General features: G+C 55.8%; 29 protein-coding genes and 1 pseudogene. 17 read left to right on the top strand and 13 right to left on the bottom strand.

Annotated features, from left to right (window positions below; genetic code table 11):
- Positions 1–15: 15 nt before the first annotated feature.
- The 5 genes from AC3WMT_RS26325 to AC3WMT_RS26305 all read left to right on the top strand — a co-directional run bounded on the left by AC3WMT_RS26325 (position 16) and on the right by AC3WMT_RS26305 (position 4,504).
- The gene (locus tag AC3WMT_RS26325; protein WP_103307138.1) at positions 16–492 is read left to right on the top strand and encodes a PA2171 family ribosome-binding persister protein; all 477 of its coding nucleotides are present in this window, start codon (positions 16–18) and stop codon (positions 490–492) included.
- Between the two features lie 206 nt (positions 493–698).
- The gene (locus AC3WMT_RS26320) at positions 699–1,751 is read left to right on the top strand and encodes an NAD(P)/FAD-dependent oxidoreductase (protein ID WP_103307137.1); all 1,053 of its coding nucleotides are present in this window, start codon (positions 699–701) and stop codon (positions 1,749–1,751) included.
- Positions 1,752–1,805: 54 nt separating this feature from the next.
- Positions 1,806–2,351: a P-loop NTPase family protein gene (locus AC3WMT_RS26315; protein WP_103307135.1), complete on the top strand. Its 546-nt coding sequence runs from the start codon at positions 1,806–1,808 to the stop codon at positions 2,349–2,351.
- Between the two features lie 36 nt (positions 2,352–2,387).
- Positions 2,388–3,107: a hypothetical protein gene (locus AC3WMT_RS26310; RefSeq protein ID WP_103307134.1), complete on the top strand. Its 720-nt coding sequence runs from the start codon at positions 2,388–2,390 to the stop codon at positions 3,105–3,107.
- 2 nt (positions 3,108–3,109) lie between these two features.
- The gene (locus AC3WMT_RS26305) at positions 3,110–4,504 is read left to right on the top strand and encodes an aminotransferase-like domain-containing protein (RefSeq protein ID WP_103307133.1); all 1,395 of its coding nucleotides are present in this window, start codon (positions 3,110–3,112) and stop codon (positions 4,502–4,504) included.
- A 5-nt stretch (positions 4,505–4,509) separates the two neighbouring features.
- Here AC3WMT_RS26305 and panB read toward each other — a convergent pair whose 3' ends face one another.
- Positions 4,510–5,325: a 3-methyl-2-oxobutanoate hydroxymethyltransferase gene (gene panB, locus AC3WMT_RS26300; RefSeq protein ID WP_103307132.1), complete on the bottom strand. Its 816-nt coding sequence runs from the start codon at positions 5,323–5,325 to the stop codon at positions 4,510–4,512.
- 306 nt (positions 5,326–5,631) lie between these two features.
- Between panB and AC3WMT_RS26295 the strand changes: the two genes are divergently transcribed.
- The 7 genes from AC3WMT_RS26295 to AC3WMT_RS26265 all read left to right on the top strand — a co-directional run bounded on the left by AC3WMT_RS26295 (position 5,632) and on the right by AC3WMT_RS26265 (position 8,875).
- Positions 5,632–6,063 carry a bleomycin resistance protein gene (locus AC3WMT_RS26295; protein WP_103307130.1) on the top strand — a complete coding sequence of 144 codons (432 nt, stop codon included), beginning with the start codon at positions 5,632–5,634 and terminating at the stop codon, positions 6,061–6,063.
- A gap of 61 nt (positions 6,064–6,124) precedes the next feature.
- Entirely contained in the window at positions 6,125–6,610 is a 486-nt protein-coding gene (locus AC3WMT_RS26290) for a GNAT family N-acetyltransferase (protein ID WP_103307128.1), read from the top strand.
- Positions 6,607–7,035 (top strand): hypothetical protein, encoded by a 429-nt coding sequence (locus AC3WMT_RS26285; protein ID WP_401297233.1) that lies wholly within the window; start codon positions 6,607–6,609, stop codon positions 7,033–7,035. The genes AC3WMT_RS26290 and AC3WMT_RS26285 overlap by 4 nt, the downstream gene beginning before the upstream one ends.
- A gap of 67 nt (positions 7,036–7,102) precedes the next feature.
- Entirely contained in the window at positions 7,103–8,011 is a 909-nt protein-coding gene (locus tag AC3WMT_RS26280; protein ID WP_103307126.1) for an alpha/beta fold hydrolase, read from the top strand.
- 135 nt (positions 8,012–8,146) lie between these two features.
- Positions 8,147–8,341, top strand: coding sequence for a hypothetical protein (locus AC3WMT_RS26275; RefSeq protein ID WP_103307124.1), 195 nt, complete (start codon positions 8,147–8,149; stop codon positions 8,339–8,341).
- Positions 8,338–8,664, top strand: a complete 327-nt coding sequence (locus AC3WMT_RS26270) for a low molecular weight protein tyrosine phosphatase family protein (RefSeq protein WP_103307123.1) — start codon at positions 8,338–8,340, stop codon at positions 8,662–8,664. Before AC3WMT_RS26275 ends, AC3WMT_RS26270 begins: the two co-directional genes overlap by 4 nt.
- A gap of 52 nt (positions 8,665–8,716) precedes the next feature.
- A complete protein-coding gene (locus AC3WMT_RS26265; RefSeq protein ID WP_103307122.1) occupies positions 8,717–8,875 on the top strand; it encodes a DUF2986 domain-containing protein in 159 nt (52 codons plus the stop codon).
- Positions 8,876–8,889: 14 nt separating this feature from the next.
- Here the strand turns inward: AC3WMT_RS26265 and AC3WMT_RS26260 are convergent, their stop codons facing one another.
- The 5 genes from AC3WMT_RS26260 to AC3WMT_RS26240 all read right to left on the bottom strand — a co-directional run bounded on the left by AC3WMT_RS26260 (position 8,890) and on the right by AC3WMT_RS26240 (position 12,146).
- Positions 8,890–9,582: a M24 family metallopeptidase gene (locus tag AC3WMT_RS26260; RefSeq protein ID WP_103307121.1), complete on the bottom strand. Its 693-nt coding sequence runs from the start codon at positions 9,580–9,582 to the stop codon at positions 8,890–8,892.
- A 125-nt stretch (positions 9,583–9,707) separates the two neighbouring features.
- Positions 9,708–10,019 (bottom strand): hypothetical protein, encoded by a 312-nt coding sequence (locus AC3WMT_RS26255; protein WP_103307119.1) that lies wholly within the window; start codon positions 10,017–10,019, stop codon positions 9,708–9,710.
- Positions 10,020–10,089: 70 nt separating this feature from the next.
- Complete coding sequence (locus AC3WMT_RS26250; protein ID WP_103307118.1) at positions 10,090–10,650, bottom strand: hypothetical protein; 561 nt, start codon at positions 10,648–10,650, stop codon at positions 10,090–10,092.
- Positions 10,651–10,840: 190 nt separating this feature from the next.
- The gene (locus tag AC3WMT_RS26245; protein WP_103307117.1) at positions 10,841–11,557 is read right to left on the bottom strand and encodes an SAM-dependent methyltransferase; all 717 of its coding nucleotides are present in this window, start codon (positions 11,555–11,557) and stop codon (positions 10,841–10,843) included.
- 139 nt (positions 11,558–11,696) lie between these two features.
- A complete protein-coding gene (locus AC3WMT_RS26240) occupies positions 11,697–12,146 on the bottom strand; it encodes a hypothetical protein (protein ID WP_103307116.1) in 450 nt (149 codons plus the stop codon).
- A gap of 459 nt (positions 12,147–12,605) precedes the next feature.
- Between AC3WMT_RS26240 and AC3WMT_RS26235 the strand changes: the two genes are divergently transcribed.
- A complete protein-coding gene (locus AC3WMT_RS26235; protein WP_103307115.1) occupies positions 12,606–12,968 on the top strand; it encodes a DUF6124 family protein in 363 nt (120 codons plus the stop codon).
- Positions 12,969–13,103: 135 nt separating this feature from the next.
- Here the strand turns inward: AC3WMT_RS26235 and AC3WMT_RS26230 are convergent, their stop codons facing one another.
- Positions 13,104–13,289, bottom strand: coding sequence for a hypothetical protein (locus tag AC3WMT_RS26230; RefSeq protein WP_103301939.1), 186 nt, complete (start codon positions 13,287–13,289; stop codon positions 13,104–13,106).
- Positions 13,290–13,730: 441 nt separating this feature from the next.
- Here AC3WMT_RS26230 and AC3WMT_RS26225 point away from each other — a divergent pair, with 441 nt between their 5' ends.
- A complete protein-coding gene (locus AC3WMT_RS26225; RefSeq protein WP_103307114.1) occupies positions 13,731–14,714 on the top strand; it encodes an LLM class oxidoreductase in 984 nt (327 codons plus the stop codon).
- Positions 14,715–15,129: 415 nt separating this feature from the next.
- Here AC3WMT_RS26225 and AC3WMT_RS26220 read toward each other — a convergent pair whose 3' ends face one another.
- From AC3WMT_RS26220 to AC3WMT_RS26205, 4 genes are all read right to left on the bottom strand, one after another.
- On the bottom strand, positions 15,130–15,432 hold the full coding sequence (locus AC3WMT_RS26220) for a putative quinol monooxygenase (protein WP_071495702.1): 303 nt from the start codon (positions 15,430–15,432) through the stop codon (positions 15,130–15,132).
- A gap of 226 nt (positions 15,433–15,658) precedes the next feature.
- On the bottom strand, positions 15,659–16,759 hold the full coding sequence (locus AC3WMT_RS26215) for a low temperature requirement protein A (RefSeq protein WP_103307113.1): 1,101 nt from the start codon (positions 16,757–16,759) through the stop codon (positions 15,659–15,661).
- Positions 16,760–16,857: 98 nt separating this feature from the next.
- Positions 16,858–17,397 carry a DsbA family protein gene (locus AC3WMT_RS26210; RefSeq protein WP_070086726.1) on the bottom strand — a complete coding sequence of 180 codons (540 nt, stop codon included), beginning with the start codon at positions 17,395–17,397 and terminating at the stop codon, positions 16,858–16,860.
- 11 nt (positions 17,398–17,408) lie between these two features.
- Positions 17,409–17,951, bottom strand: coding sequence for a redoxin domain-containing protein (locus AC3WMT_RS26205; protein ID WP_078047885.1), 543 nt, complete (start codon positions 17,949–17,951; stop codon positions 17,409–17,411).
- Between the two features lie 39 nt (positions 17,952–17,990).
- Between AC3WMT_RS26205 and AC3WMT_RS26200 the strand changes: the two genes are divergently transcribed.
- Both AC3WMT_RS26200 and AC3WMT_RS26195 read left to right on the top strand, forming a co-directional pair.
- Positions 17,991–18,161, top strand: a complete 171-nt coding sequence (locus AC3WMT_RS26200) for a hypothetical protein (protein ID WP_158249187.1) — start codon at positions 17,991–17,993, stop codon at positions 18,159–18,161.
- A 298-nt stretch (positions 18,162–18,459) separates the two neighbouring features.
- Positions 18,460–18,630 (top strand): annotated as a pseudogene (locus AC3WMT_RS26195) (FAD-binding oxidoreductase); the annotation flags it as partial.
- Positions 18,631–18,898: 268 nt separating this feature from the next.
- Here the strand turns inward: AC3WMT_RS26195 and AC3WMT_RS26190 are convergent.
- Positions 18,899–19,822, bottom strand: a complete 924-nt coding sequence (locus AC3WMT_RS26190; protein WP_103307111.1) for a LysR family transcriptional regulator — start codon at positions 19,820–19,822, stop codon at positions 18,899–18,901.
- A 352-nt stretch (positions 19,823–20,174) separates the two neighbouring features.
- On the opposite strand from AC3WMT_RS26190, the gene AC3WMT_RS26185 reads away from it, so the two are divergent.
- Positions 20,175–21,542: an MFS family transporter gene (locus AC3WMT_RS26185; RefSeq protein ID WP_103307110.1), complete on the top strand. Its 1,368-nt coding sequence runs from the start codon at positions 20,175–20,177 to the stop codon at positions 21,540–21,542.
- 486 nt (positions 21,543–22,028) lie between these two features.
- On the opposite strand, the gene AC3WMT_RS26180 is transcribed toward AC3WMT_RS26185, so the two are convergent.
- On the bottom strand, positions 22,029–23,339 hold the full coding sequence (locus AC3WMT_RS26180; RefSeq protein WP_103307109.1) for a dicarboxylate/amino acid:cation symporter: 1,311 nt from the start codon (positions 23,337–23,339) through the stop codon (positions 22,029–22,031).
- Positions 23,340–23,583 lie beyond the last annotated feature (244 nt).

Below are 23,583 nucleotides of genomic sequence, written 5' to 3'. Positions count from 1 at the left end.
CAGAGGCAACCCCCCATGAACGCCATCGACCTTCTCAAAGCCGACCATGAAAAAGTGAAAGGCATCTTGTCGCAACTCAGCGAATCCACCGACCGGGCGATAAAAAAACGCACGGAACTGCTGGCCAAGCTGGAAATGGAAATCTCGATCCACACCCGCCTCGAAGAAGAAATCCTCTACCCGGCATTCAAGGAAGCCGGCAGCAAAGAGCAGGACATCATGTACTACGAAGCCAAGGAAGAGCACCGCACCGTGGACTCGCTGGTCCTGCCGGATCTGAAAATGACCGACCCCGGCACGCCCGAATTCGCAGGCAGGGTGAAAGTGGTCAAGGAGCTGCTGGAGCACCATATCGAAGAGGAAGAAACCGAAATGTTCCCGCAGGCGAAAAAACTCCTCGGCAAAGCCAGACTCGATGAACTCGGCGCCGAAATGGAAGCGATGAAAGCCAGTTACAAGAAGGACATGGCAGCCGGCAACATGGCCGCGTAAGTATTTGATCGCACCCCGAGCCCGGCAGAAATGCCGGGCTTTTTTGTTGCATCAATCCAACCACCACTGAAGATCACTTGTGGGAGGGGGCTTGCTCCCGAAGGCGGCAGATCGGCCGCAAGCAACTCTGAATGCCAGACCACATTCGCGAACCAGCCCGCGCCGACCTGTAGTACCGTCACCCGGTCAACAACAGGGAGGTGGATATGGAACAGGGAGCAGGCAAGCGCATCGTGGTCATTGGTGCAGGCATCGTCGGCGCGTCACTGGCGTATCACCTGGCGGGCAAAGGTGCCGACGTCACGCTGATCGAGGCCGAAGACATCGCGTGCGGCGCGACGGGACGCTCACTCGGCTGGATCAACGCCACTTACGCCGGGCCCGATCCTATCGCGCAACTGCGCGGTGCGGCGATCAACGAATACCGCCGACTCGAAACCGAACTGCCCGCGCTGAAAATACGCTGGACCGGCGCGCTGTCCTACGGCGCGAGCATTGATGACATCGCGCAAGCGTCTGCAACCCTGCTGCCACGCGCCGAGATTCTCGCCCGTGAGCCGAACCTCAAGCATCCCCCGCAGCAAGCCCGTTTCGCCGCCGAAGAAGGCGCACTCGAACCGGCGCCCGCGACTCATGCCTTGATCGCCGGCGCCCAGTCCTTTGGCGCCCGGTTACTCACACAGACCCGAGTGCTCGGGTTCACCCTCAGCGGCACTCAGGTAACCGGCGTTGAAACCACCACAGGCATTATCGCCAGCGACATCGTCGTCATCGCAGCAGGCATCGGCACTCCCCATCTGACCGCCCTGCTCAACGCATCCCTGCCCATTGCGGCCGCCCCGGTCATCCTCATTCGCTACAAGACCCAGGCCGATGTCGTGCGCGGCATCATTTCCAACCCACAAATGGAAGTTCGGCGAAGTGCGGATAACACCTTGCTGGCTGCGGAGGATTACCTCGACGACACGCCGCAAAATTCTCCGCAAGCGATCGCACTGCGAACCGCCAAAGCCATTCAGAACGAACTTCACGGGATCATGTCCATCGAGCCAGAGTCCGCCTGCATCGGCCTCAAACCCGTCACTGCCGATAGCCTGCCCATCGTCGGCTTCCTGCCCAATGTCACTGGCGTCTACGTGTGCTCGATCCACCCCGGCGTCACACTGGCCGCAATCGTCGGCCGACTCGCCAGCGAGGAAATCATCGACGGCCAATCATCGGCCGCCCTCGCCCCGTGTCGTCCCGCGCGATTCCTGTAAATTCAGGCCGCACTTGATTTAGACTTGGCGGCTTTTTTCGCAAAGGATTTGCACATGCAGCGCATCGTTATTCTGGGCAACTCGGGCAGTGGAAAATCGACCATCGCCCGGGACATTGGCCGACGTCTGGGTCTGCCCGTGGTGCATCTCGATCCGCTGTTCTGGGAGCCCGGCTGGATCGAGCCGGATAACCAGATGTTCCGCGAGCGGGTGCGACACGCTATCGCCGGTGACGCTTGGGTCTGCGAGGGTAATTATTCGCGACGCACCTTCGATCTGCGGCTGCCCCGTGCGGATCTGATTATCTGGCTCGATACGCCGCGCCTGACCTGTTTGGGGCGGGTCATTCTGCGCAGCGTGTTGAACCGGCCACGCGCAGACCTGCCGGCCGGTTGCACTGAGCGGCTGGATAAAGCATTTCTGGGTTTTCTGAAGTTCGTCTGGCACTTTGATCGGGTCAATCGCCCGAGCATTGACGCTAATCGCTTGGCCATCGGCGCGCAAATTCCGGTCGTTCACCTGCGAGGCTCGCAGCAGATTTCGGCGTTTCTGGCCGGCCTGTCGACTCAAGCTCAAACTACTGAAGCCTCACACATCTGAAGTGAAACCAGAACTGCCTGTTCGGAGCGTTTACCGATGAAAATCTACTGGCCGATGTTCTGGTCTCAGCATCGAGGAATCGACTACGGCGCCGCCACGCTTCGCCTCGATGAAATATTGCCAAGCGTTGGCGCAAGAACCTTCGCGTTCTTTGATAACAACGACCTTCCAGCCGACGGCGAAACCATCCATCTAGTCTGGACTCCGCCGGTTTCCGACTTGAACGACTGGAGTGAACAGCCTTCGGAAATTGCCCAAAGCTACCTCTTGAAGGCCAACGTGGTCGGCGCAGCTCAAGCCCCCGCCTCAACAACAGAAGCCTCGCGCCGCGCCCACTCTGGCAAGCGCGAATATGAGCTTGATGTGATTTCCTGCGAGCGTTTTCTGTCGGTGCTGCAAGCACTCCCGGCGCACTCAAACCCATGGGATCTACTCGGCAATGCATGGGCGTGGGAGCAAATCTCATGGTCCGGCAGCGCGGTCGTTGAAGGAATGACCTATCTGACCGCGACAGCGAACGAAGCTTTTATGGAATTGATTTTCGAGGAGATCGACGAGCAGATCATCGGGCTCTTCTCGTTGCACATCGATCCGGGTGGCGTGTTCCAGGATTTCGGCAGGAAAATACTGACGGGCGAAGAACGGCGGTTGATCAAACAGGTACTCGACACCGCGCAGCCACTGCATGACTCACAGCCGGCATACCTTGTGGATCGCGCACTGACCTCAGCGCACGATAAAAATGGCAGCGAGTGAGTATGGATAGCCGTAAAGACGTCACTTTCGCCTATCAAGCGGTTTACCGTTACCTGGTCGGTTTGATCGAGACCACGAGCGTCAAGGGGGAACAGAAGCTCCCTTCCCTGCGCCAACTCGCCCAGCGCCTGAGCGTGTCGGTGTCGACCACCAAATACGCCTACGCGCTGCTTGAAGACGAAGGGCGAATCTACGCCCGCCCCAAGCTCGGTTATTTCACCCGATCGACGCCCGCCGCGCTACCGAATGACCGCTCGACCAACCTGCTGGACAGCGCATTCTTCAACGCACGGCAACCGGGCATGCTCGCACTGTGCAGCGACGCGCCGGCGATGCTGGCGTCACTGCAGAATCCATTGTTGATGATGGAGCGTGAACTGACCCGGCAATACCCGGGCGATCCGGCGCCGCACTATCAGCCGTTGGGTGAATCGGAACTGCGCGCTACGTTGGCCGAGCGCTACACCCGTTCCACCCAGTGTTACTGGCAGGCCGAACATGTCTACATCGGCGCCGATCTGCAGAGTGTAATGGCGCTGTCGCTGCAGGCCCTGAATCTGCAAGGCACGCTGGCGGTGGTGGAATCGCCGTGCTCTTGGGCGATTCTGCGCCAGTTGCAAGCGGCGCAGATTCGCGTGATCGAAATGCCCCTGAACGAGCAAGGACGCTTTGACTTGCCGGCGTTCAATGCGCTGCTCAACGATGAGCCCATCCGCCTGGCGGTGCTGTCGTCGACGGTGAACGTGCCCCAAGGCAACCTGATGCCGGCGCAGGACAAACAGCAAATCTGCCGCTGGTTGGCAGAGCGCGATATCTGGCTTTTCGAAAACGATACCTACGGTGAACTCTGCTTCGAACCGGAACCTGCTCGCTACCGCGATTTTGCCGACCCGGAGAAACTGTTGGTGTTCTCGACCTTCGACAAGATCATTGGCGCGGAAGCCCCTTACGGTTACGTGCTCTGTCGCCAGCAGCCGCTGCAATTTCATCGGCTGTTTATCGAGCGAGGCTTTCGCCTTTCGCCGACCCGGCAGAAAGCAATCGCCCGCCTGTTCAACTCCAGACGCATCGACCAGCACCTGATCACACTGCGCGCGCTGTTGCAGGAGCGCATGCAGCGCATGAAAGCGTTGCTGGAGGAGCATGGCAAAGGTCGATGGCAGGTAGTGGTCCCGCAGGGCGGCGCGAGCTTCTGGCTCAAAGCCACACACCCGGTGGACATGCGACGAGTCTTTGAGCGCTTGCTGAAGCAACGCATCGTCATCGTCCCCGGGGAAGTGTTCAGTCAGCAAGGCGCCTGGAAACATCACCTGCGCCTGAGCTACACCCTCGAATGGCACAAGGATATAGCTCAGGCCTTGAAGCAACTGGCTCAGGCGTTCGACGAAGCCCGTTAGCCCGTTCAGAGTCCATAGCAATGCCGCGCTTCAGGGAATTGATCCTGACGCACCTCATCGGCAAAACGCTCGCAGGCCTCACGAATCACCGCGCCGACATCGGCGTACTGTTTGACGAAGCGCGGTACGTGCGCACCGCCGAGGCCCAACACGTCTTCGGTGACCAGCACCTGACCGTCGCACGCCGGCGAAGCGCCAATGCCGATGGTGGGCATTTTCGAATCTGCAGTAATCTGCCGCGCCACGCCTTCGGCCACGCCCTCAAGCACCAGGCTGAACGCGCCCGCCTGAAGACTCGCCCGGGCATCTTCGGCAATCACCGCGCCGGTTTCGGCAGTCAGCCCCTGCGCCTTGAAGCCGCCCATGACATTGACGAACTGCGGCATCAGCCCGACGTGCGCCATGACCGGTATACCGCGCGCCACAAGAAACTCGACGGTAGGCGCCAGCGCCGTGTTCACCTCCAGTTTGACCGCATCACACCCGGTGCGCGCCAGCACCTGGGCGCAATTACGAAAGGCCTGTTCATGGGATTCCTGATAGCTGCCAAACGGCATATCGGCGACGACGCAAGCCAGTTGCGTGCTATCGACCACCGCCCGGGTGTGGCCGATGATTTCTTCCAGCTGCATGCTCAGTGTCGAGGGCCGGCCATAGCCGACCATTGCCGTCGAGTCGCCAATCAGAATGAAATCGACAATCGGGTCGATCAGCCTGGCAATGGCACTGGAATACGCCGTCAGCGAGACGATTTTCTGCTGGCCTTTCATCGCCACCAGTTGTGGAACGGTCAGTCGTTTGGTGCGGGTATGGCTGCTCATGTGCGTCGTCCTGAAAGGTTTGTCCGTGGCTGAGAGACCTTCTCGAAGGCACTGCCGAATGCTTCCACATGGCACTCGACTCCCAGCGGAGTGAGTGCCCGATTATTGGCTGCACAGGGGAGAATTCAATGTACAGATTCCGCCAGAAAAGCAACCCAGCCCCCAGCCGCGAGCGGAATCTGCGCCCTGCCTGATACTCATCTCGAGTAAAGTGTGGCGAATGGGCCTCCTGAACTGTCACCCTCTGTGATGTTCGATTTAAAGAGGCTGCCAATGGACTGCACGACTCGAAAAGGACGTCATCTCATGTTTCATCGCAACAGGCTGGTGCCAGAGCTCATGGTGACTCACCTGGAGGAAAGCCTGGCTTTCTGGGTCGCTTGTCTGGGTTTCAGCATCGCTTACCAACGCCCCGAAGACGGCTTCGCCTATCTGGACCTGAACGGCGCTCAAGTCATGCTTGAGCAAGTCGATCCGCACGCCGGTCAATGGCTGACCGCAGCGCTGAGCAAACCCTTTGGCCGGGGCATCAATCTGCAAATTGACGTTGAAGCGGTCGCCCCTGTCATCCACAGACTGGAGCAGGCAGGCTTTGCACTTTTCCGGGCATGCAAAGATACGTGGTACCGGGCGGACAACGTCGAGGTCGGCCAGCGCGAGTTTATTGTTCAGGACCCCGATGGTTACCTGATCAGGCTGGTGGAGCGTCTGGGTGAGCGGCAGGTCAGCTCAATCTGAAGGCACGCCATTGCCCAGTTCTCACCGCGTCCACTCAACACGCTCAAGGAAAATACCCATCATGGATGACTCCATCACTTACCGGCTCGCCACCGCCGAAGACGCACTGACCTTTTGCGAGTTGGGTCAGTTGCTAAACGCTGTGCACCACGCCGCCCGTCCCGATATCTACGCCGCGCCCACCGAAGACTTTTCCCGCGACCTGCCGCACTGGTCGGGGGTGTTCGAGAAGCCGAATCAGGTCGCTTTCATTGCCCACGTCGGTGATCAGCCGGCGGCCTTCATTACCGCCAATCTTTCGGCAAGCGCCGGGCCGCTGATGCAACCGCAGAATGTCGTGCGCATCGGCTCGGTGTGCGTGGCGGAGCGTTTTTCCGGCAAAGGCATTGGTCGGGCGCTGATGCAAAGGGTCAAGGATTGGGGCATCGAGCATAACGCTCAGGACTTGCGCCTGACGGTGTGGCCGTTCAATGAACGCGCGGCGCGTATGTATGCGGAGTTCGGTTTCGAGCATCGCGCAGTCGAAATGGGTATGCGTCTGGCATGAGCAGGCAAAAACGACTCGCCCTGATCGTCTTCGGTTTATTGCTGTTCTACGCCGGGCTATGGACGGCCTCAGACTGGTGGGAAAGAGCGCTCGCCAAGCCGGACGGGGCCGCGGATATCAGCCCCGACGGCTGCGTGCGTGTCCAGCAGTTCAGACCCCATTGGCTGTTGTTCAATTCCTTTCATCCTCAGTTCCACCCGGACGATCCGCAGGATCGGACGTGGTTCGTCAGTTGGGAGAGCCCGGCGTTTTTTCGTTTGTACGACAATCGCAATGGCCAGTTGCTCGGCGAGAGCGAAATCTATGATCTGGTGGCTTATGGCGGACCACTAATCTGGGGTTATGGCCCTTCAAGCACCGTGTACGTCGGCATGATCCAGATCGGCACCACACCGTCAGACTGCCCGGGCAATCATCAAGGCTAGCTCTCCAATTCGACTACGCTGATCGAGCGCGCTTACTTCCTGCGCTCGTCTGATTGGAGACACCGACATGACTCGCTCTCTGTTGACCGCCCTGAGCCTGCTCGCCCTGAGCTTTGCGGCCCATGCTGACATCACTCCATTTCCTGCGGTGTTCCGGGTTCAAGAGATCCCCGTCGACGGCGCGACAATGCACGTGCGCGTCGGTGGCAAAGGCCCGGCCGTGGTGCTGTTGCATGGCTTCGGCGATACCGGCGACATGTGGGCACCGCTGGCAGCGGATCTGGCGCGTGATCATACGGTGGTGGTGCCCGACCTGCGTGGCATGGGTTTGTCGTCGATTCCTGAAACTGGCTACGACAAGAAGACTCAGGCCGGTGACATTCGCGCGGTCTTGAGCGCCCTGAAAATCGAGCACTCGGTGGTCATCGGCCACGACATCGGCACCATGGTCGCCTTCGCCTATGCCGCCCGCTATCCAGAGCGGACCGAGCGTCTGGTGGTCATGGACGCGCCGGTCCCGGGGATCACGCCGTGGAACGACATCGTGCGCTCGCCGATGCTCTGGCACTTCGACTTCGGCGGCGCTGACATGGAGCGTCTGGTGGCCGGACGCGAGCGCATCTACCTCGACCGTTTCTGGAATGAATTCGCCGGCACCCCGGCGAAAATCGACGAAGACACCCGCCAGCATTACGCCAAACTTTATGCGCCCCCCGGCGCCATGCACGCGGCGTTCGCGCAGTTCCGCAGCATTCGCCAGGACGCGACCGACAACGAACCCGTACTGCAAAAGCGCCTGACCATGCCAGTGCTGGCCGTGGGCGGTGAGAAATCCTTCGGCAACAACGAAGCGATCGTCATGCGCAACGCCGCGGACAAGGTCACTGAAGTGGTGATTCCGGGTGCGGGGCATTGGTTGATGGAGGAAGCGCCGGCGCCGACAATCAAGGCTGTTCGGGACTTTATTTCGATGTGAGGGAATGGCGGTGTTTTTGCTGCGCATGCCAAACGCGAAGAACTCAGCAACTAGTCACGGCCCCGATTCACGCTTAACATACCCGCAACTCGTATTACCGCGGCTGCTGAACCCGGTACTCACGAGGAAACAATCATGCAAAGAACCCGCGCCTGGCGACGTAAACAGGCCCGTAAATGCGGCAATGGCAAAGCGGCCGATCCGCTGAAGTTCAAGCCGGAAAAGAACTGGAAGTTGATATACACCCGTTCTGACAAGCTGGTCAGGGCGCGCCAGCTCGGCATGCCCTATCCCATCCGCACCACGCGCCAATTGTTGGATCAAGAGTGACCAATCTCCTGTTCATCTGCAGCCGCAACCAGTGGCGCAGCCCCACGGCGGAAGCCATCTGGCGCCGCCGCCCCGGCTTCGACGCCCGCTCGGCCGGCACCAGCCCCAATGCACGCAAACCGGTCGGCCCGGCGGATATCCGCTGGGCCGATGTCATCTTCGTCATGGAACGCAAACACTTGAATCGCTTGCAGGCCGAATACGCCCGGTTACTTGAGTACAAGCCGATCCACACGCTGGATATTCCGGATGACTATCGCTACATGGATCCTGAGTTGATGAGCATCCTCGAAGACACCGTGACGCCCTACCTCAACACCTAGACTATTGGCTTGAACCACTGCCCTCCGCCACTAATACATCGAGTGAAAAAACATGAATCGTCAGAAAAAACTGCAGCAGTTGTTCAAGGAAAAAGCCAAAAAGGCCAACGCAAAACTGGCCCCGAAAAAGCCTAAATACATCAGCAAGGCCGAGCGCGCGAAACTGGAAGCCGAGGCTAGTTCGGAGTCGGTGGTTTCGTCCGAGAGCTGATTCAGGTATCTGCCCTACAGTTCACAGGGCGCACCGTCCTCGTCGAAGTAGTAGATGTTTTCATGCTTGTAACCCCACTGACCGCCGTGCAAACGGACATGCGGTTCGAACGTGAAACAGGACACCTCACCCAGTTGCCGGTGATTACCCGATTCAATGTAGAGCCTTTGCTCCCGTCGCTCGCAGATGCTGTGACCGACGTTGCCAAGGAAGTCCAGATTCTCGCAACCGATATCGAGAACAGCCTCATTAGCCCACTCATACAAGTCGTTAAACGTGGTTTCAGGACGAACAAATTGCAGCATGTGCACATGCAAGCGCTGTTGCACCGCGTATCCGCCAGTGAACTCCTCACCCACCGGCATCGTTCGACACACTCCATCTTCAACGTAAAACGAACGAGCACAATCACCCCAGATATCGCCTGATCGCGGGCTGAGATCGACGGTTATCAGGTTATATAAGCCGACCTTTTCTTCACTGGGCTGATAATCGCGGCCGGACACTGAAAGCAGGCTACGCGACCCCAAAAGTACGAAGGCCGGGCAATCGTAGTACCAGGTTTGCGGGTACCCCGCGTGCGCCAGTCGGTCGGCGGCGAACTTCGCGATAGAGGCTTCTGTAGAGCCTGGGATGATGTGATCAACGAGTTGGGCGAGAACGGATTTCGCCGCTGCCTGGACGGGTCGATTGCGTGGCGCGGGCATGAACGGAAGCTCCTTTTATGATCGGTTCGATTAAAGCTGATTGAGTATCCGTAACCACTTTCCTCCTTGCCGTCGACCAGCGTTTATTAGCTGACACAGCGTACTCGCTCACTCAAGCACTGCTTTCAGGCTCTGATCTCTGCCAAGTAATTTTTGAGCTTTTCGTACTCGTCAAAAGTCAGCTCATAAGTGACGAGGATTTTCTGTCCCGGCAGAGGTTTAAGCGCCAGTAGTCTGTACAAAGACTGCCACGCCCACACTAATAAAATCAAAAACACCACGTAGACAAGCAGATAAATACTGAAGACAAATATAAGCTGCGAGCCATCACTGAAATCCAGAAGCGACGAAAGATAGATCAACGTGTTGGTAGCGACTATAAACAACAGCATAAAAATCCATAGCAGAAAGTTCCGCACACCTACTGACAGTTTCATATTTCTCATTTTCGGGACCTGAATGGCTAAACGTATAAAAATTCAAAGAAGCGCTCATCGAGCATTTAAATCAAATGCCTGTCGACACGTAATACCACCCCCCACCCATCTCGGTGACGATGGCGTTTTCTGCCTTGTCAGGCTGGTATTTCGCGAGCGGTGAATAGACATAAGATGCGTAACAAAGAAAGCAAGAAAGATGGATTTGTGCGAACGACACACGGCCTTGCGCGGACTCAACGCTGAGCCTTATAGGGGCTATTTTTGCTTTTCTCGCCGCCTCCCTGGCTTTGGCAAAAAGCGCCGTGCCTGATTCATCAAACGGCGTTTTCTCGTCGCCGACTCCACAAGTCGAGGCGGTCGAGTTGGCATACTCCGCCGACTCGACACGTACACTCTCACACCAGTCCTGGTCCTGATAATAAGAAATTCCATATCCGTTAAATGCAGTGACCAGAGTATCCAGCCGAGGCACCATTTCGGGATCCGTTGAATCAGCCGTTGCGTAGAGAACAACTACAATCAAAGCCAGTATTGCGGCGATACCCAACACCAACTTAATCAAAACCCAGGCCAGGTATTGAATCGTGCAGAGCAGAATATGGGCTGTCGATTTCAGGAAACGCATCATGACGACTTAAATACTCCGACCAGCGAAAACAGCACGCAATTCGGTGGTCTCACCGGCGTGACTTCTTTCATCTCGTGGAGGTTCGGGTATGGCGGGAACAGGCACACTTCCATATTCACTCATCAATCATCCTTGTTAGTCCCGGGAGAATCCTGTCCCGGGAGTGCGGCGCAGAGGATACACCATCCGCTCAGTCCCTTTTACACGTCAGCCACGCTCCCCAAAAAAGACTGCTGAAAAACCGGGTCGCCTCGCCAAACCCCGCCTCACGCAACAGCGTTTGAACCGCCGCTTCGGAATGCGGCGGATCCGCACCTTGCAGAATCTTGCCAAGCTTGGCACTCACCTCCTCCGCACTGGCACCCTGCTGCCGCCAGCGCTGCCCCCACGCCGCCAGCAACAACGGTTGGCTGGCGTAGGCGTAATGATTGCCCGCAACGATCAAAGGAGCGCCGGGTTTGAGACGAGCCTGAATGGACCGCAAAATGGCTCGTTTGGGCTCATCGCCATTCAGATGATGCAGCACACCGATCAACGTAGCCGCGTCGAACACCTCATCCGCCGGCAAGTCGTCGACCAGCCCAAGCCGCACCGTCGTTCTATGTTGCAAACCATGGGCCTGCAACTGCTGCGTCGCGGCGTCCAGCATCGGCTCGGAAGGATCCACCGCCGTGAAGTGCCAGTCTGCCTCCAGCGACGCCATCGCAATGATTTCCTGCGCCGTACCGCCAGCGCCGACCACCAACACGTTTGCCGAGGGCGAGTGGCCGAGTTGGGCGGCCAGCATGCACGCCGCGAGATCGTGGCAGGCGTCGTATCCGGCCAGGGCGATGCGGCTTTGTCTGGCGTATTCGTTGGCGCGGGAGGCGTCGAATTTATCGGCAGGTGTCGGGGTGGATGCGTTCAATGGGCGATTCTCCTTGGCTTTGCAGCAAGGTACGCCGAGGGGCGGGATAAGAAAAATGCATTGATTTTATGTGGTGCATTCCCATGAGGAATGCGCAGTTCAAGCACGCCACCATCCGTGCGCCTCTTTCTGCTGAGGCTTACTCGGTCACTGGACGCTTGATGCCGCGAATGGCATTGCGGCAATCCTCCAGCAACTCCTCCCGAAACGGCTCGATGTCCTGCCACTCCATCAGTTGCTTCAACTCTTCAGCCGCGACTCTGAGCGGCTGCCATTGCGCATGATCAAACATGAACCAGTCATCACAGTGAAAAGCCGCTTCCGTCAGACCATTACATTGCTCCCACAGACTTTGCAGCCGGGTTCTGATGTCCATCGGCAACGCACCGGCGCACGCTGTCAGCGTTCTTTCCAGCGGCAGCATCACTTCCGACCATGTCTCACAGGCCGGGCAGTACGGAATCGCCCCCCGCTGCTCTTCCGGCGTCATGGCAAGAAAATGCAGAGCCAGAAGCCCCTCGCACACGGCAAAGACTCGGCCGTACTCATCCTGGCCAAACCACTCCCACATCGTTGCAGAAAAACCCATCACCCGACTCCGGAAAACCGTTCACCCAACACACCGACCTTGGCGGCGGGAATGCACTTTAACAGTGTGCTTTTGGCAGCGATATTCAGTGCTTGTTTAAGGGATTCCTGGGAACGTTTAAATGACACGCCGCGTTACGCCCAAAAGGCTACAACACCTTGCGTCGTTGCCTACGACTACGCCAGAATCCGCCGGCTTGTGCGCCTGGAGGGTGAGCCCTATCGTTCATCGGTCACTGGAAAAGCAGTGATCGGGTTTGGTAGCCCGTCTTCCACATGGCGTATCGCGTCACCTATCGCAGATGCTTTCTGGCATCCGCTTGATGGTGGCCATGCGCAGGGCGTCTTCGGGCGCGCCGGTTTTTCCATGTGGGCCGGTCTACCAACCTTCGTATGGCCGCCACCCCTCGTTTGGTAGCGAGAGTGGATGGCTCCTTTAACCACATATGGAGTTTCATCTATGTTCAAACCAACGCCAAACCCACCAGAAACCGACCCGGCCTCCCCTTACGAATCCCCCGATTCCAAGAAATTCCACGACGCGGCAGAACGCGCGCTCGACCACTACCTCAAACCTGCCGCGGCGATCATGGCTGCGCCTTATAAACCCAGCACGATGTTTCTGGTTGATCCGCAGGCCGATGCCGAGTCGTTGCTGGCAAATGCCTGCGAATCGTTGGCCTCGGCAAGTGTCATGCTCGGTGATGTTGCCGGGCTTGTGGATGGGCCGATACGCAAGACTTTGCTGGGCATTGCGCAGGTGGTGATGCTTGGGGAGTTGGCGGTGAATCGTGCTTTGGATAAGGTTGATGTAGCTGGGTAGTTGCGGTCATTCTGTGGCGACTGGTTTATCCGTCGCCACAGAACAACGCCACGTCTGTGAACTTTGCAAGTGACTGCTTTCGGCCAAAAGCTACCGTTCGAGAAATGCAGCTTCTGACCCATTACAGACATGAAATCAGGGGGCACTGGTATAGACGAGCACAGCTATGACTGCTGCAAACGGAGATAGCAGAATCAGTCCACCGACGACAACTGCCCAGCCCCAGGCAAAACCACTCTCACCCTTGAAACGGCCGCCACTCAGCAAACCCAGCACAAACACGCCGATGCGATGAGCTATCAAATCGATAATGAAGTCCATTGGCCCTTTCTCCTTGCCGGATTTACCTGAAACGCCAAAATGTCCACTATCGGCCAATAGCGGCCGTTCTGGAATGGCAGGAAACGACCGATAACTGCCTTCGATACGCGACTTTCGCCCGTCAGCGGCTCGATTGTAAGAATATGGCGGAGAGCTGCAAAACCGCCTACGCTTATAGAATGATTCCTCGAACGCCTTGCCCATCTGGTGGTATAGAGCCGAGAGATCTGACTTCCATTGACCGTCCGCTTAACACCCACCCGGACCAACCCTCGCCTATCGCCAGCAACTGGCCCCTGAGTCCGGTCCACACGACCAGCAGTACGGCGCAACGGGTAAAAGCCAGACCCAGTCCCCCCACCTGCCGTTCAAAAGCGACCGATGCCGCAGCACCTCTGGAAACGGGGGCGCTGTTCACGTTCTGCCATGAGGTCAATCCGTATGTATCGGCCGAGCACGATTCCTTACCAGCAGCATCGAGGGTTCAGCCGAACCTTCACTCAGGGGCATTTGAGCCTTGGATTGTTCTTTCCCATGGAGGCCTTCGACGGGGACACTCCGAGCATGCACAACCAGGTCACACTGGCTAAACAAGCCGAGGCGCTGGGCTTCTGCGCGCTCTGGTTTCGCGACGTGCCGCTTCGCGACCCTGGCTTCGGGGATGTCGGCCAAGTCTTCGACCCTTGGGTTTACCTGGGTTATATGGCCGCCCATACCTCGGAGATTGCACTTGGCACCGCCTCCATCGCCATCCCGCTGCACCATCCCCTGCACACGGCCAAGGCGTCAGCCAGCGTCGATCAGCTGAGCACTGGTCGCTTGATTCTGGGGGTTGCTTCGGGAGATCGGCCAGTGGAGTTTTCGGCGTTTGGCGTCGATCCCGAAAGGCGTGGAGAGATCTTTCGAGAACACTACGAAGTGATTCGCCGCGCCCACAGCACCAGTTTTGAGCCCATCCACTGGAGCACTGGTGAAATGCATGGCGCAGACCTGATTCCGAAACCTACCACCCAATTCATTCCAATGCTCGTGACCGGCAACAGTCGCCAGTCACTGGATTGGATCGCGCGTGAGAGCAACGGATGGATCAACTATCCACGCATTCCGAACATGCAGCGGCTGGTCGTGGAAGATTGGCGACTGGAGGTCACGAAACAATGTGGTTCTGTGTATAAGCCCTTTACTCAGTCGCTGTACATCGATCTCGATGAGAATCCGTCCACGCCACCCACACGTATCCATTTGGGTTTCAGACTGGGACGTTACCATCTACGGTTTTTGCTGGAGTCGCTTGAGGAAATCGGCGTGGACCACGTCATTCTCAATCTCAAATATGGCAAGCGCCCTGCGGCGGAGGTTATCGAGGAATTGGGTACGCACATCGTTGCGCAGTTCGGAGTGCAGCCGCGTCAGGCAGCTCATTGAACATCGGTCACTGCTACGCCGACGAATGCTCACTTGACGAAACCATAAGGTGTCACGGCGCGGATGAACTCCGGTTCTATATCAATGATGGAGATCTTCGCGCCATGAGCGACCGGTGCCCGGCAAGCAATCTACCCTACCCAGCCTAAACCCGTGATGAGCACATTGCCTTGCAGATTCTGTGCGGCTTCCACGCCGTCCATGGACACGATTTGCGCGCGTATCCTTTCACTTATACCGAGCGCGCGAGCATGGCATGAATCCTGGACACGGCACTTTAGCCATGACATTTATCTTCAATACAGGTGTTTTGATTGATCACCGCCCGGAACAGCAGCAGGCCCAGGCTATCCTGATTTTCACAAAATACATCGTGGGCCTCCCAGTACTGACTGGAGCTTCCTATTGGGTTTGCTTAGCCGGGTACCTTGGCCGCAAGGACGTCAACCTTCTCGATTGATGGCGGTTCGGCAAACAGCTCGGCAGCGTTTGCCATAAGCGCCGCCGCGACCTTGCCCGAAAGATGAGCCTGCCGGCCCGCTTCATCCGGGAATGCGTCAAAGATGCCAAAGGTAGACGGCCCCAAGCGGATTCCAAACCAGGCTGTAGTGGCTGGCTCCTCCTCCACTAAAGGAAGGCCGCTCAAGAGAAAGCGCTCCACCTCTTTCTCTTTCCCAGGTTTTGCTTCCAGACGAACGAACAACGCTACTTTGACCATGACGTGGCTCCTGTTGTAACGATGCGGCTGGTGCTATCTGGTCGCAATAGCTAAAAGGGGCATCCGACTATTAACTATGGTCGACGACACCAGGATTACAAACCCAAAGAGACCAAGGGTAGCGTCGCATGTCGCTCGGACACTGAGAATGACGTAGTAGGCAGCGCGCAAACCGCAGACCAGCCGCGTGATCACTTTTCCCGAGCTGTGGCCTGATAATCAAGACTCAACGATATCTGAAATTCAGGAGAACATAACAAATCATGGTGACTGTCAAGCCGACCAATATGTACTCGACACGTGGTAGAAATATAACTAACCCACCTAAAGAAAACACGATCAAGGTGTTTTGCAGTATGTATTTCCTTATTCGACTCACAGCTATGAAATAGCCATATTGCTTCCCCAGGAAAAACAAGACCATGCCGGTGATCGACATAATCTGGAAATCGCGCATCGCAATGTCGTTCAGGATCGCATGCCTGATCAAATTTGCCAGAAGTGCCAGCCCCATAAAAAGAAAAAGGTGCGAGTAGATTAAGGCGTGCCCACTCATACTGCTTTGATGTTTGTTCAGTAAGTAAAAACTATCAAAATAGATCCACCAGATACTGCAAATCATGATAAATCCGGTGATGGCCGCCATCACATTATAATAACCCCATTGAATGTTAGACAGGCCTCCGGAAAGGCTAATAATTGACTCCCCCAATAAGATTAGGGTGAGTAGGCCTATGCGCTCAACCAAGTGTTCCGTGTGTGCTGGCAACGGTTTTAGTTTAGTCCAGAAAAATACAGGAAACAGAATATCAAGAACAATCCCAATATAAGCAACAAGGTAACGCAAGGGCGGGTCAAAAATAACGGATGAAAGACTAATAACTGCGCTAACTAATAGGGCAAAACCAAGCCTTGAGGAAAGTTCGCCGCGAGAATCGAGTTTACTAATGGATGAAATGTACATAACACTGATGATCGCTCGTATACCAAAATAGCAGGCAATAATAAGCGGGTAGTTCACTTCCAGGTCTTCGCCAATCCGTGCCGATAGCACAATGAGCAGGAGCATTATGAATAATGTTGCCAAACGGTGAAGATTACTGTCTGTATCGAACCTGTTGGAGTAAATCGTGTGACTGGACCAGATCCACCACAACGGTACAAAAAGCAGTAAGAATGTCCATAATTGCTTATGTTCAAAGTGGCCGTCATGAACATGTCCGAGAGTGTGCGTAACCTGGCCTATCGTAACAACGAAAGTCAGGTCAAAAAACAACTCCAACCATGTGGCGTGTCGATTTTCTTCATAATACTTCAAAGATTTCATTAGTTGCCGGCTCCGTGTCCACCTCTTTAATGTAAAAGGGAGCTAACGTTGGTTTTTCCTCGGCTCCGATGTGGGTGATGCCAAGCCGATTTGGCTCTCTAGCGATTTCGTCCACGCACTAACAAAAGCTCAATCATCTGACTCATCCCGATGAACTCTGGAACTCCGTCATAGCGAAGCCCGTCAATGTAAAACGCTGGGGTGCCATTCACGCCGCTGCGTACACCGCCATTAAAATCGGCTTGTATTTTGGGAATGTAAGTATCCTCTTGCATTGCAAGATCGAATTCCTCCCTGGAAAGGCCGTGTTTGAGAACGATGGCGCGATACAGCGGCAGGCCCAATCGATCCTGATTTTCGTACAATTCGTCGTGGGCCTCCCAGAAGAATCCTCGACTCCCGGCATACTCAGCGGTGACCGCTGCACCCAATGCATGGGGGTGAGCGGTGGTCAGAGGGAAGTTACGGAACACAAACAGCAAGTCATCGCGAAAATGCTGTTGCAGATTCTTGACCATCCAATAAGCTTCACCGCAATAGGGACATTCATAGTCGCCAAATTCCACCAAGGTGACCTTGGCATGCGCACTTCCCTGGCGATGGTCGTTGGCACTTACCGGGACTTTGAGAGTAGCCATGTAATCACCTGTTAATTTTTGGTTGGCGTGCTTTGTGGCGAATTCACCAGAGCATCCAGCGCATCCAGAATGCCGTCCGCCCCAGGGTTGATTGCCATTGGTGAGACGTAGCTCCAGGCGACCACCCCCTCCTTGTCAATCACGAACAGTGCCCTCTTACAAACTCCGAGCTGGGACTCGTACGCTCCATACTGTCGTGCCACCGCCCCTTTGGGCTCGAAATCGGCCAGCAGGCTGAAGTGGAAATTTCGATCTTTGGCAAAGGCCTGATGACACCAGGCGCTGTCAACCGAGATACCCAATAGCACCGCACCATATTCTCTGAAGGTGGGTAACAACTGGTTGTACAAGGTCAGTTGGTCACCACACACCGAAGTCCAGTCAGCGGGATAAAACGCCAGTATCACGGGATTTCCCTTTAGCTCACGCAGCGACAACTGTTGATCAGGGGTTGCGTGAAGAGTGAAGTCGGGCGCGACAGTGCCGGCCGGCAGCGGACCCTGAACCAGGTCGCCATTGGTTTTTTGTGCATCATCTAACTCTGAAGTATTCATTGCTTGAACCTTGATAGATGGGTGGTTGGGACGTGCTCAGTGGGATACGACGTGCCCGGCGGGATAACTCCATCCACCATCAAGGGGTTCAAAAAAAGACAACGCTGCCTCGATCTCAGCCTGAGCCTGAGTGATTTCGGCAGCGAAACATTCACGTTCCGCATCAAGGAACACAAGAAGATCCGCCGTGTAATCGCGGAATTGGATTAGGCCAGTTGGCAGGGGAATGGTCAGATTCGCTCTGGCTCACCAATGACTATAGTCGTTGATGACGCTTACCGTAGTAGCTGAACGAATTTTCGGTACCCTCCAGTGCCAACAACACTCACGCGCTTATCTTGCTACCATTTCAGGCGGCGTTTTAACACGATGATTTTGTCAGCTATTTCGCCACTTCAGACAAATCTACATCTGCTTTCTGGACGACAACTGCTGCCCGTTACGACAAGCAGAAATCGACCAGAGGCAGACAATGAACCGCCTTCAGGTCGACAGAATGAAGATTGATATGGGAAATGCTCTGGGCAAACGAGTCGTTGTCATTAGTGCCGACATCGTGGGCGCTTCGCTGGCGTATCACCTGGCTGATAAAGGCGCGAATATCACCTTGGTTGACGCTGAAGGTATCGCGTCGGGAGTGTTTGGAGATTCACTCGCATGGATCAACATCCTATACGGATAACGTAACCCCATTGCAGCACTGCGCGGAGCAGCAGTCAAAGATGCGGCTCGCGCAGCGATGGTGCTGTACCTAACGAATAGTCGAGATCGGTCTTCGGGAAGCTGAGCGGTAGCCTTTGCGAATATTGTCACTGACCGCTTTTGGCCGAAAGCGGCCGCTCACGAACGAATACTTTTGGCCATTAGCTGCCATTGACGTATCCGCTTAAACGTTGGACGACGCCTAAATCAGTCATATGAATCATCAAGCAGTTCTGTCGGGGCGCTCAGAGCATGTGACCGGCCCAGATTCCCTGTTTCACCAATTCCGACGCCAACTCGACAAATGTCTCGCCGACATAGCGCGTGGCCTGGCTGACTTTTCTATCAGCGGGCGACACCATCACTAGTTTGCGCATTGGCGTGGGTTCTACCAGAGGCGCGGCACACAGGGTGCCGCTTTGCAGATGCCCGTATATCGAAGCCAATGGCAATGCGGTCAGCCCGAAACCATTACGGACTAGGTCGATCATCGCACCAAATGAATCCGCCTCAACGTTTGCAACTATCTTAAAACCGACGCCTGCAGCGCAACGGTCCATGATCTTGCGCAAGCCATGTCGCGGGCTGGGCAGTACCAATCGCTCGTGGGCAAGGCTAGAGAAGTGAACGGCTTCGTCCAACTTCAAACCCGCACTGGGTGGTCCTACCAAAACCAGATTTTCCATCATCACAGGGACGATACGCAGCGTGTGCAATGGCTCCAGATCATAGGAGATCACCAGTTCCAATTCGCCGCGTTGAATCCAGTCCAGTAAATAGCCACTAAAGGCCGAGGAGAAACGGATAGACAAATCCGGGTTTTCCTCGCGAATGCGTTTTACCAAGCGCACCGTCATTATTTCAGCGATGGTCGGTGTAGTACCGATAGCAACGGCACCACGGAAGGCCCCCTGACCTCCCGCGACCGAACTGCGAATGGCCTCCAGTTCATCCATGATGCGAGTGGCATGTTGCAGAACTTCATTCCCAGCCTCGGTAATGATCATGCCGCGACCGTGGCGCTCAAAAAGGTACACCCCGAGCTCTTTTTCCAACTGCCGAATTTGACGACTCAGTGCTGGTTGAGCGATGTGCAGTCGATCGGACGCCTTGCTGAGACTGCCTAGCTCAGCAACATGAATAAGTGTTTTGAGCTGAACGACGTCCATGGGTAGACCAACTTAGGATAGAGGGGTGAGTGGCAGTCTAATCACCCCGACTATTAGCAGCTATAGAATCTGAGCATATCAGATAGTCGTCTGGTGCCCTTATTCATGCATGCACTGTGGAGTAGCTTGCAAGCAAGTCGCGACTCGATACGCGATGCCTCACAACAATAAAACTAGAGGTCTTGATCATGCTACCCACCCACTCCTCCCCCCCTCTGGCAGGACCGCTACCCCAGCGCCCTATTTGTTTGCAAACACAACGCCTGCTCTGATTCACACAAATGCCCAAGCCGATCACGGAGCGCCTGTTTTCGCTTCGTTATGTCTCGTGCCTTGCCAGAGGTTGACCACCATGTCCACTCCACTGCCAATCAATACCGATGTCGATGATGCTCGCGTCCGCAAACCCAATCGTGTCCGCGCGATCATGGGCGCCTGCTCGGGCAACCTCGTCGAATGGTATGATTTTTTTATCTACGCCTACACAGCGATCTACTTCGCTGCGTCGTTCTTTCCCAAAGGTGATACCACCACTCAACTGCTAGCCACTGCGGGCGTATTTGCTGTCGGCTTCTTCATGCGTCCGTTGGGCGGTTGGATCTTCGGCTGGCTTGCTGACACTAAGGGCCGCAAGGTCTCGATGATTATCTCGGTGTTCATGATGTGCGGCGGCTCACTGCTGATCGCAGTGATACCGACCTATGAAACCATAGGCATCGCGGCACCCATCATTTTGGTTGTTGCGCGCTTGATCCAAGGTCTCTCGGTGGGTGCCGAGTACGGTACCGGCGCGACCTATATCAGCGAAATCGCAACGCCTGGACGACGCTGTTTCTATGGCTCGTTCCAATACTTCACCATCATCGCCGGGCAATTGATGGCGTTGTTCACCGTGGTGATCCTGCAGCAGACCCTGACTGACGAACAGATGCGTGAATGGGGCTGGCGTATTCCATTCTTCATCGGTGCAGTGAGTGCTGTGGTAGTGGTTTATCTGCGCCGTTCGATGCACGAAACTGCGTCGAAAAAAGACATGAACCGCGAGGGCGCCGGATCGCTACGCGGCATGTTCAAGCACAAACGCGCGGTGGCCCTCGTCATCGCCTTTACCATCGGAGGCTCGCTGTACTTCTACACCTTCACCACCTACATGCAAAAATTCCTGGTGATCTCGGCCGGATTCGATGCTCAGATGGTCAGCTTCATCATGACCTCGGCCCTGATCGGATTCATGCTCTGTCAGCCGTTGTTCGGACTAATGGCTGATCGACTGGGCATCAAGACTCACATGCTGATGTTCTCGGGGCTGGCTCTTCTATTGGTTATTCCGCTGCTGTTCGCCATCAAGGGCACACAAAGCCCATTCGTAGCCTTTTTGCTGGTGTTTGGCGGGCTGGTAGTCGCGTCTCTGTATACGCCAATTGCGGGCATCGTCAAAGCCGAGCTGTTCCCGCCTGCAGTGAGAGCTTTGGGAGTGGGCTTTCCTTATGCCATCGGGAATGCTGCGTTTGGCGGTACCGCCGAGTATGTCGCCCTGTCGTTCCGCGCTGAAGGTGTCGAGGACTACTTTTTCTTCTACGTCGCCGCAGTGCTCTGCGTGACCTTCGTTGCCTCGATGATGATGCCTAACCTGAGCCGTCATGGTTATATAAGTGGTGATGGCAACGTGGAAGAAAATACAGGCATGCCCGTAAGCAGGATGCAGACAGCACGACTTTAATCGCTAACGCTTCAGCATCTCGAGGGCTTAGATTCGCGCCATTGGCGGTTACGAATCTGAGCCCTTTTTCGCGCCCGTGTTATTTCTAATGCCTGACCATACCCCGCTCAAGCGCTACTTGGCATACTTCGAAGAGGTTGGCGTGTGTGTGTGTGTGTGTGTGTGCACATAATGAGGACCTAAAGATTGGTCGAGCATCAGTTGCAGTCCTGCATCCACATGCACCGGCGTGCATTGCTCGAGTACACAAGGATAGCCTGTCGAGAGCGAAGGACGGGGTTGTCAAAGTCTTGGAGACAGAGGATGCGACAGCTGTCTTTGCCAAATGCTGGCAGCACAAGATTGAGAGGAGCCTAATCTGGCGAGTGAGAGTATTAACACCATTGCTGGAAGATTTGGCAGGTCCATCCAAACCGATGGACCTGCTCTACCTAAAATTCAGCAAAGCAGTTGAATCGAGGCAGCCTTAAACATGTTTGGGCTCAACTATGGCGCAAGCTGCAAGTCGGCAACGACGTTACTGGTTTGACGCTCCATCGCCATTGCCCGCGCCTGCGCCTCAGGCTCGTCAAGCAGTTCTCCCTCCCACTTAGCCACCACCGCCGTTGCGATCGAGTTACCGACTGCATTGGTCGCCGAACGGCCCATGTCGAGAAACGTATCGATGCCCAAAATCAGCAGCAACCCAGCCTCAGGAATATCGAACTGTACCAGGGTGGCTGCGATAACCACCAAAGAGGCGCGAGGCACACCCGCAAGACCCTTCGAGGTCAACATCAGCGTCAGTAGCATAAGAATCTGAGTGCCGAGGGTCATCTCGATGCCATAGGCCTGGGCAATGAACAACACGGCAAACGTGCAGTACATCATCGAACCATCAAGGTTGAAGGAATACCCCATCGGCATCACGAAACTGGAGATCTTGCGCGAAACGCCAAACCGGTCAAGCGCCGCCAACAGCTTCGGGTAGGCCGACTCGGAGCTGGCTGTAGCGAACGCCAGCAGGAATGCTTCCTTGATCAGACTCAGCAGGCTGAACACCCTGCGCCCAAGGAACAACGCTCCCGCCAGGACCAACAAACACCAAAGCAGTGATAAGCCGACGTAAAAATCACGCATGAACACGGCAAAGGTAGCCAAAATCGACAGCCCGTTAATCGCTACGGTGGAGGCCATCGCCGCCATAACAGCCAAGGGCGCAAGCCTCATCACATAGCCAGTTATCAGCAGCATGGCTTGCGCCAGTTCGTCAGTCAGGCGAACCAGACCTTTGGCCTTCTCGCCAAGTGCGGCCAAGGCCACGCCAAAGAACAGTGAAAACACCACAATCTGTAGGATTTCATTGGTCGCGAGCGCTTCCGCAAACGACCTTGGCACCAGGTGAGTGACGAAGCCTTTCAAGGTAAACGCCGATGTCTGTAATGATGTAATTGCATTGACGTCAGGCAGTGGCAACGCCAGATGCTGACCTGGCTGGAGAATACTGGCCATCATCAGCCCCACTGCCAGCGAAAGCAGCGAAGCGGTTATGAACCACAGCATTGCCTTGCTGAACACACGGCCAACCGCACCGGCATCGCCCATGTGAGCGATGCCGACCACTAGGGTAGAAAACACCAGTGGCCCGATCAGCATTTTGATCAGGCGCAGAAATACATCCGAGATAATCGAAATATACCCGGCGATCTCAATTGCACTGGCTTTGGCAGGGGCGTTGAGAAAGATGGTGTAACCGATCAGCACGCCGGTGAGCATCGCAAGCAGGATCCAACCTGCCAGAGGTAGACGGTATTTCATAGACCACCTGTTATCGAGTAATGAAAGTATCGCCGCACATGCGGCGCATTACGGAATGAGGTAGGCAGTTGCAAGATGTCCTGTAGGACATGCCGAGGAGTGCTGCGGGTCTGCGGAAAGTTGAGCAGGCGTGAGCCAGTGCAGGAAGCGTTCGAACATGGTTGTACCCTCGGATTTTATTTTTGTGGGTCATGGATGATGTCCGAAGGGACACCAGTCTCTCACCCTAACCAAGTTCTCCACG

Source organism: Pseudomonas sp. FW305-7, from assembly GCF_058786735.1.
Note: the sequence above shows the minus strand (reverse complement) of the source record. Positions and strands in the feature narration are given on the sequence as shown.

Bases quoted from the DNA above. Each gene is read 5' to 3' on its own strand.
- AC3WMT_RS26325 (WP_103307138.1), top strand. From the start codon at position 16: ATGAACGCCATCGACCTTCTCAAAGCCGACCATGAAAAAGTGAAAGGC.
- AC3WMT_RS26320 (WP_103307137.1), top strand. From the start codon at position 699: ATGGAACAGGGAGCAGGCAAGCGCATCGTGGTCATTGGTGCAGGCATC.
- AC3WMT_RS26315 (WP_103307135.1), top strand. From the start codon at position 1,806: ATGCAGCGCATCGTTATTCTGGGCAACTCGGGCAGTGGAAAATCGACC.
- AC3WMT_RS26310 (WP_103307134.1), top strand. From the start codon at position 2,388: ATGAAAATCTACTGGCCGATGTTCTGGTCTCAGCATCGAGGAATCGAC.
- AC3WMT_RS26305 (WP_103307133.1), top strand. From the start codon at position 3,110: ATGGATAGCCGTAAAGACGTCACTTTCGCCTATCAAGCGGTTTACCGT.
- panB (WP_103307132.1), bottom strand. From the start codon at position 5,325: ATGAGCAGCCATACCCGCACCAAACGACTGACCGTTCCACAACTGGTG.
- AC3WMT_RS26295 (WP_103307130.1), top strand. From the start codon at position 5,632: ATGTTTCATCGCAACAGGCTGGTGCCAGAGCTCATGGTGACTCACCTG.
- AC3WMT_RS26290 (WP_103307128.1), top strand. From the start codon at position 6,125: ATGGATGACTCCATCACTTACCGGCTCGCCACCGCCGAAGACGCACTG.
- AC3WMT_RS26285 (WP_401297233.1), top strand. From the start codon at position 6,607: ATGAGCAGGCAAAAACGACTCGCCCTGATCGTCTTCGGTTTATTGCTG.
- AC3WMT_RS26280 (WP_103307126.1), top strand. From the start codon at position 7,103: ATGACTCGCTCTCTGTTGACCGCCCTGAGCCTGCTCGCCCTGAGCTTT.
- AC3WMT_RS26275 (WP_103307124.1), top strand. From the start codon at position 8,147: ATGCAAAGAACCCGCGCCTGGCGACGTAAACAGGCCCGTAAATGCGGC.
- AC3WMT_RS26265 (WP_103307122.1), top strand. From the start codon at position 8,717: ATGAATCGTCAGAAAAAACTGCAGCAGTTGTTCAAGGAAAAAGCCAAA.
- AC3WMT_RS26260 (WP_103307121.1), bottom strand. From the start codon at position 9,582: ATGCCCGCGCCACGCAATCGACCCGTCCAGGCAGCGGCGAAATCCGTT.
- AC3WMT_RS26255 (WP_103307119.1), bottom strand. From the start codon at position 10,019: ATGAAACTGTCAGTAGGTGTGCGGAACTTTCTGCTATGGATTTTTATG.
- AC3WMT_RS26250 (WP_103307118.1), bottom strand. From the start codon at position 10,650: ATGATGCGTTTCCTGAAATCGACAGCCCATATTCTGCTCTGCACGATT.
- AC3WMT_RS26240 (WP_103307116.1), bottom strand. From the start codon at position 12,146: ATGGGTTTTTCTGCAACGATGTGGGAGTGGTTTGGCCAGGATGAGTAC.
- AC3WMT_RS26235 (WP_103307115.1), top strand. From the start codon at position 12,606: ATGTTCAAACCAACGCCAAACCCACCAGAAACCGACCCGGCCTCCCCT.
- AC3WMT_RS26230 (WP_103301939.1), bottom strand. From the start codon at position 13,289: ATGGACTTCATTATCGATTTGATAGCTCATCGCATCGGCGTGTTTGTG.
- AC3WMT_RS26225 (WP_103307114.1), top strand. From the start codon at position 13,731: ATGTATCGGCCGAGCACGATTCCTTACCAGCAGCATCGAGGGTTCAGC.
- AC3WMT_RS26220 (WP_071495702.1), bottom strand. From the start codon at position 15,432: ATGGTCAAAGTAGCGTTGTTCGTTCGTCTGGAAGCAAAACCTGGGAAA.
- AC3WMT_RS26215 (WP_103307113.1), bottom strand. From the start codon at position 16,759: ATGAAATCTTTGAAGTATTATGAAGAAAATCGACACGCCACATGGTTG.
- AC3WMT_RS26210 (WP_070086726.1), bottom strand. From the start codon at position 17,397: ATGGCTACTCTCAAAGTCCCGGTAAGTGCCAACGACCATCGCCAGGGA.
- AC3WMT_RS26205 (WP_078047885.1), bottom strand. From the start codon at position 17,951: ATGAATACTTCAGAGTTAGATGATGCACAAAAAACCAATGGCGACCTG.
- AC3WMT_RS26190 (WP_103307111.1), bottom strand. From the start codon at position 19,822: ATGGACGTCGTTCAGCTCAAAACACTTATTCATGTTGCTGAGCTAGGC.
- AC3WMT_RS26185 (WP_103307110.1), top strand. From the start codon at position 20,175: ATGTCCACTCCACTGCCAATCAATACCGATGTCGATGATGCTCGCGTC.
- AC3WMT_RS26180 (WP_103307109.1), bottom strand. From the start codon at position 23,339: ATGAAATACCGTCTACCTCTGGCAGGTTGGATCCTGCTTGCGATGCTC.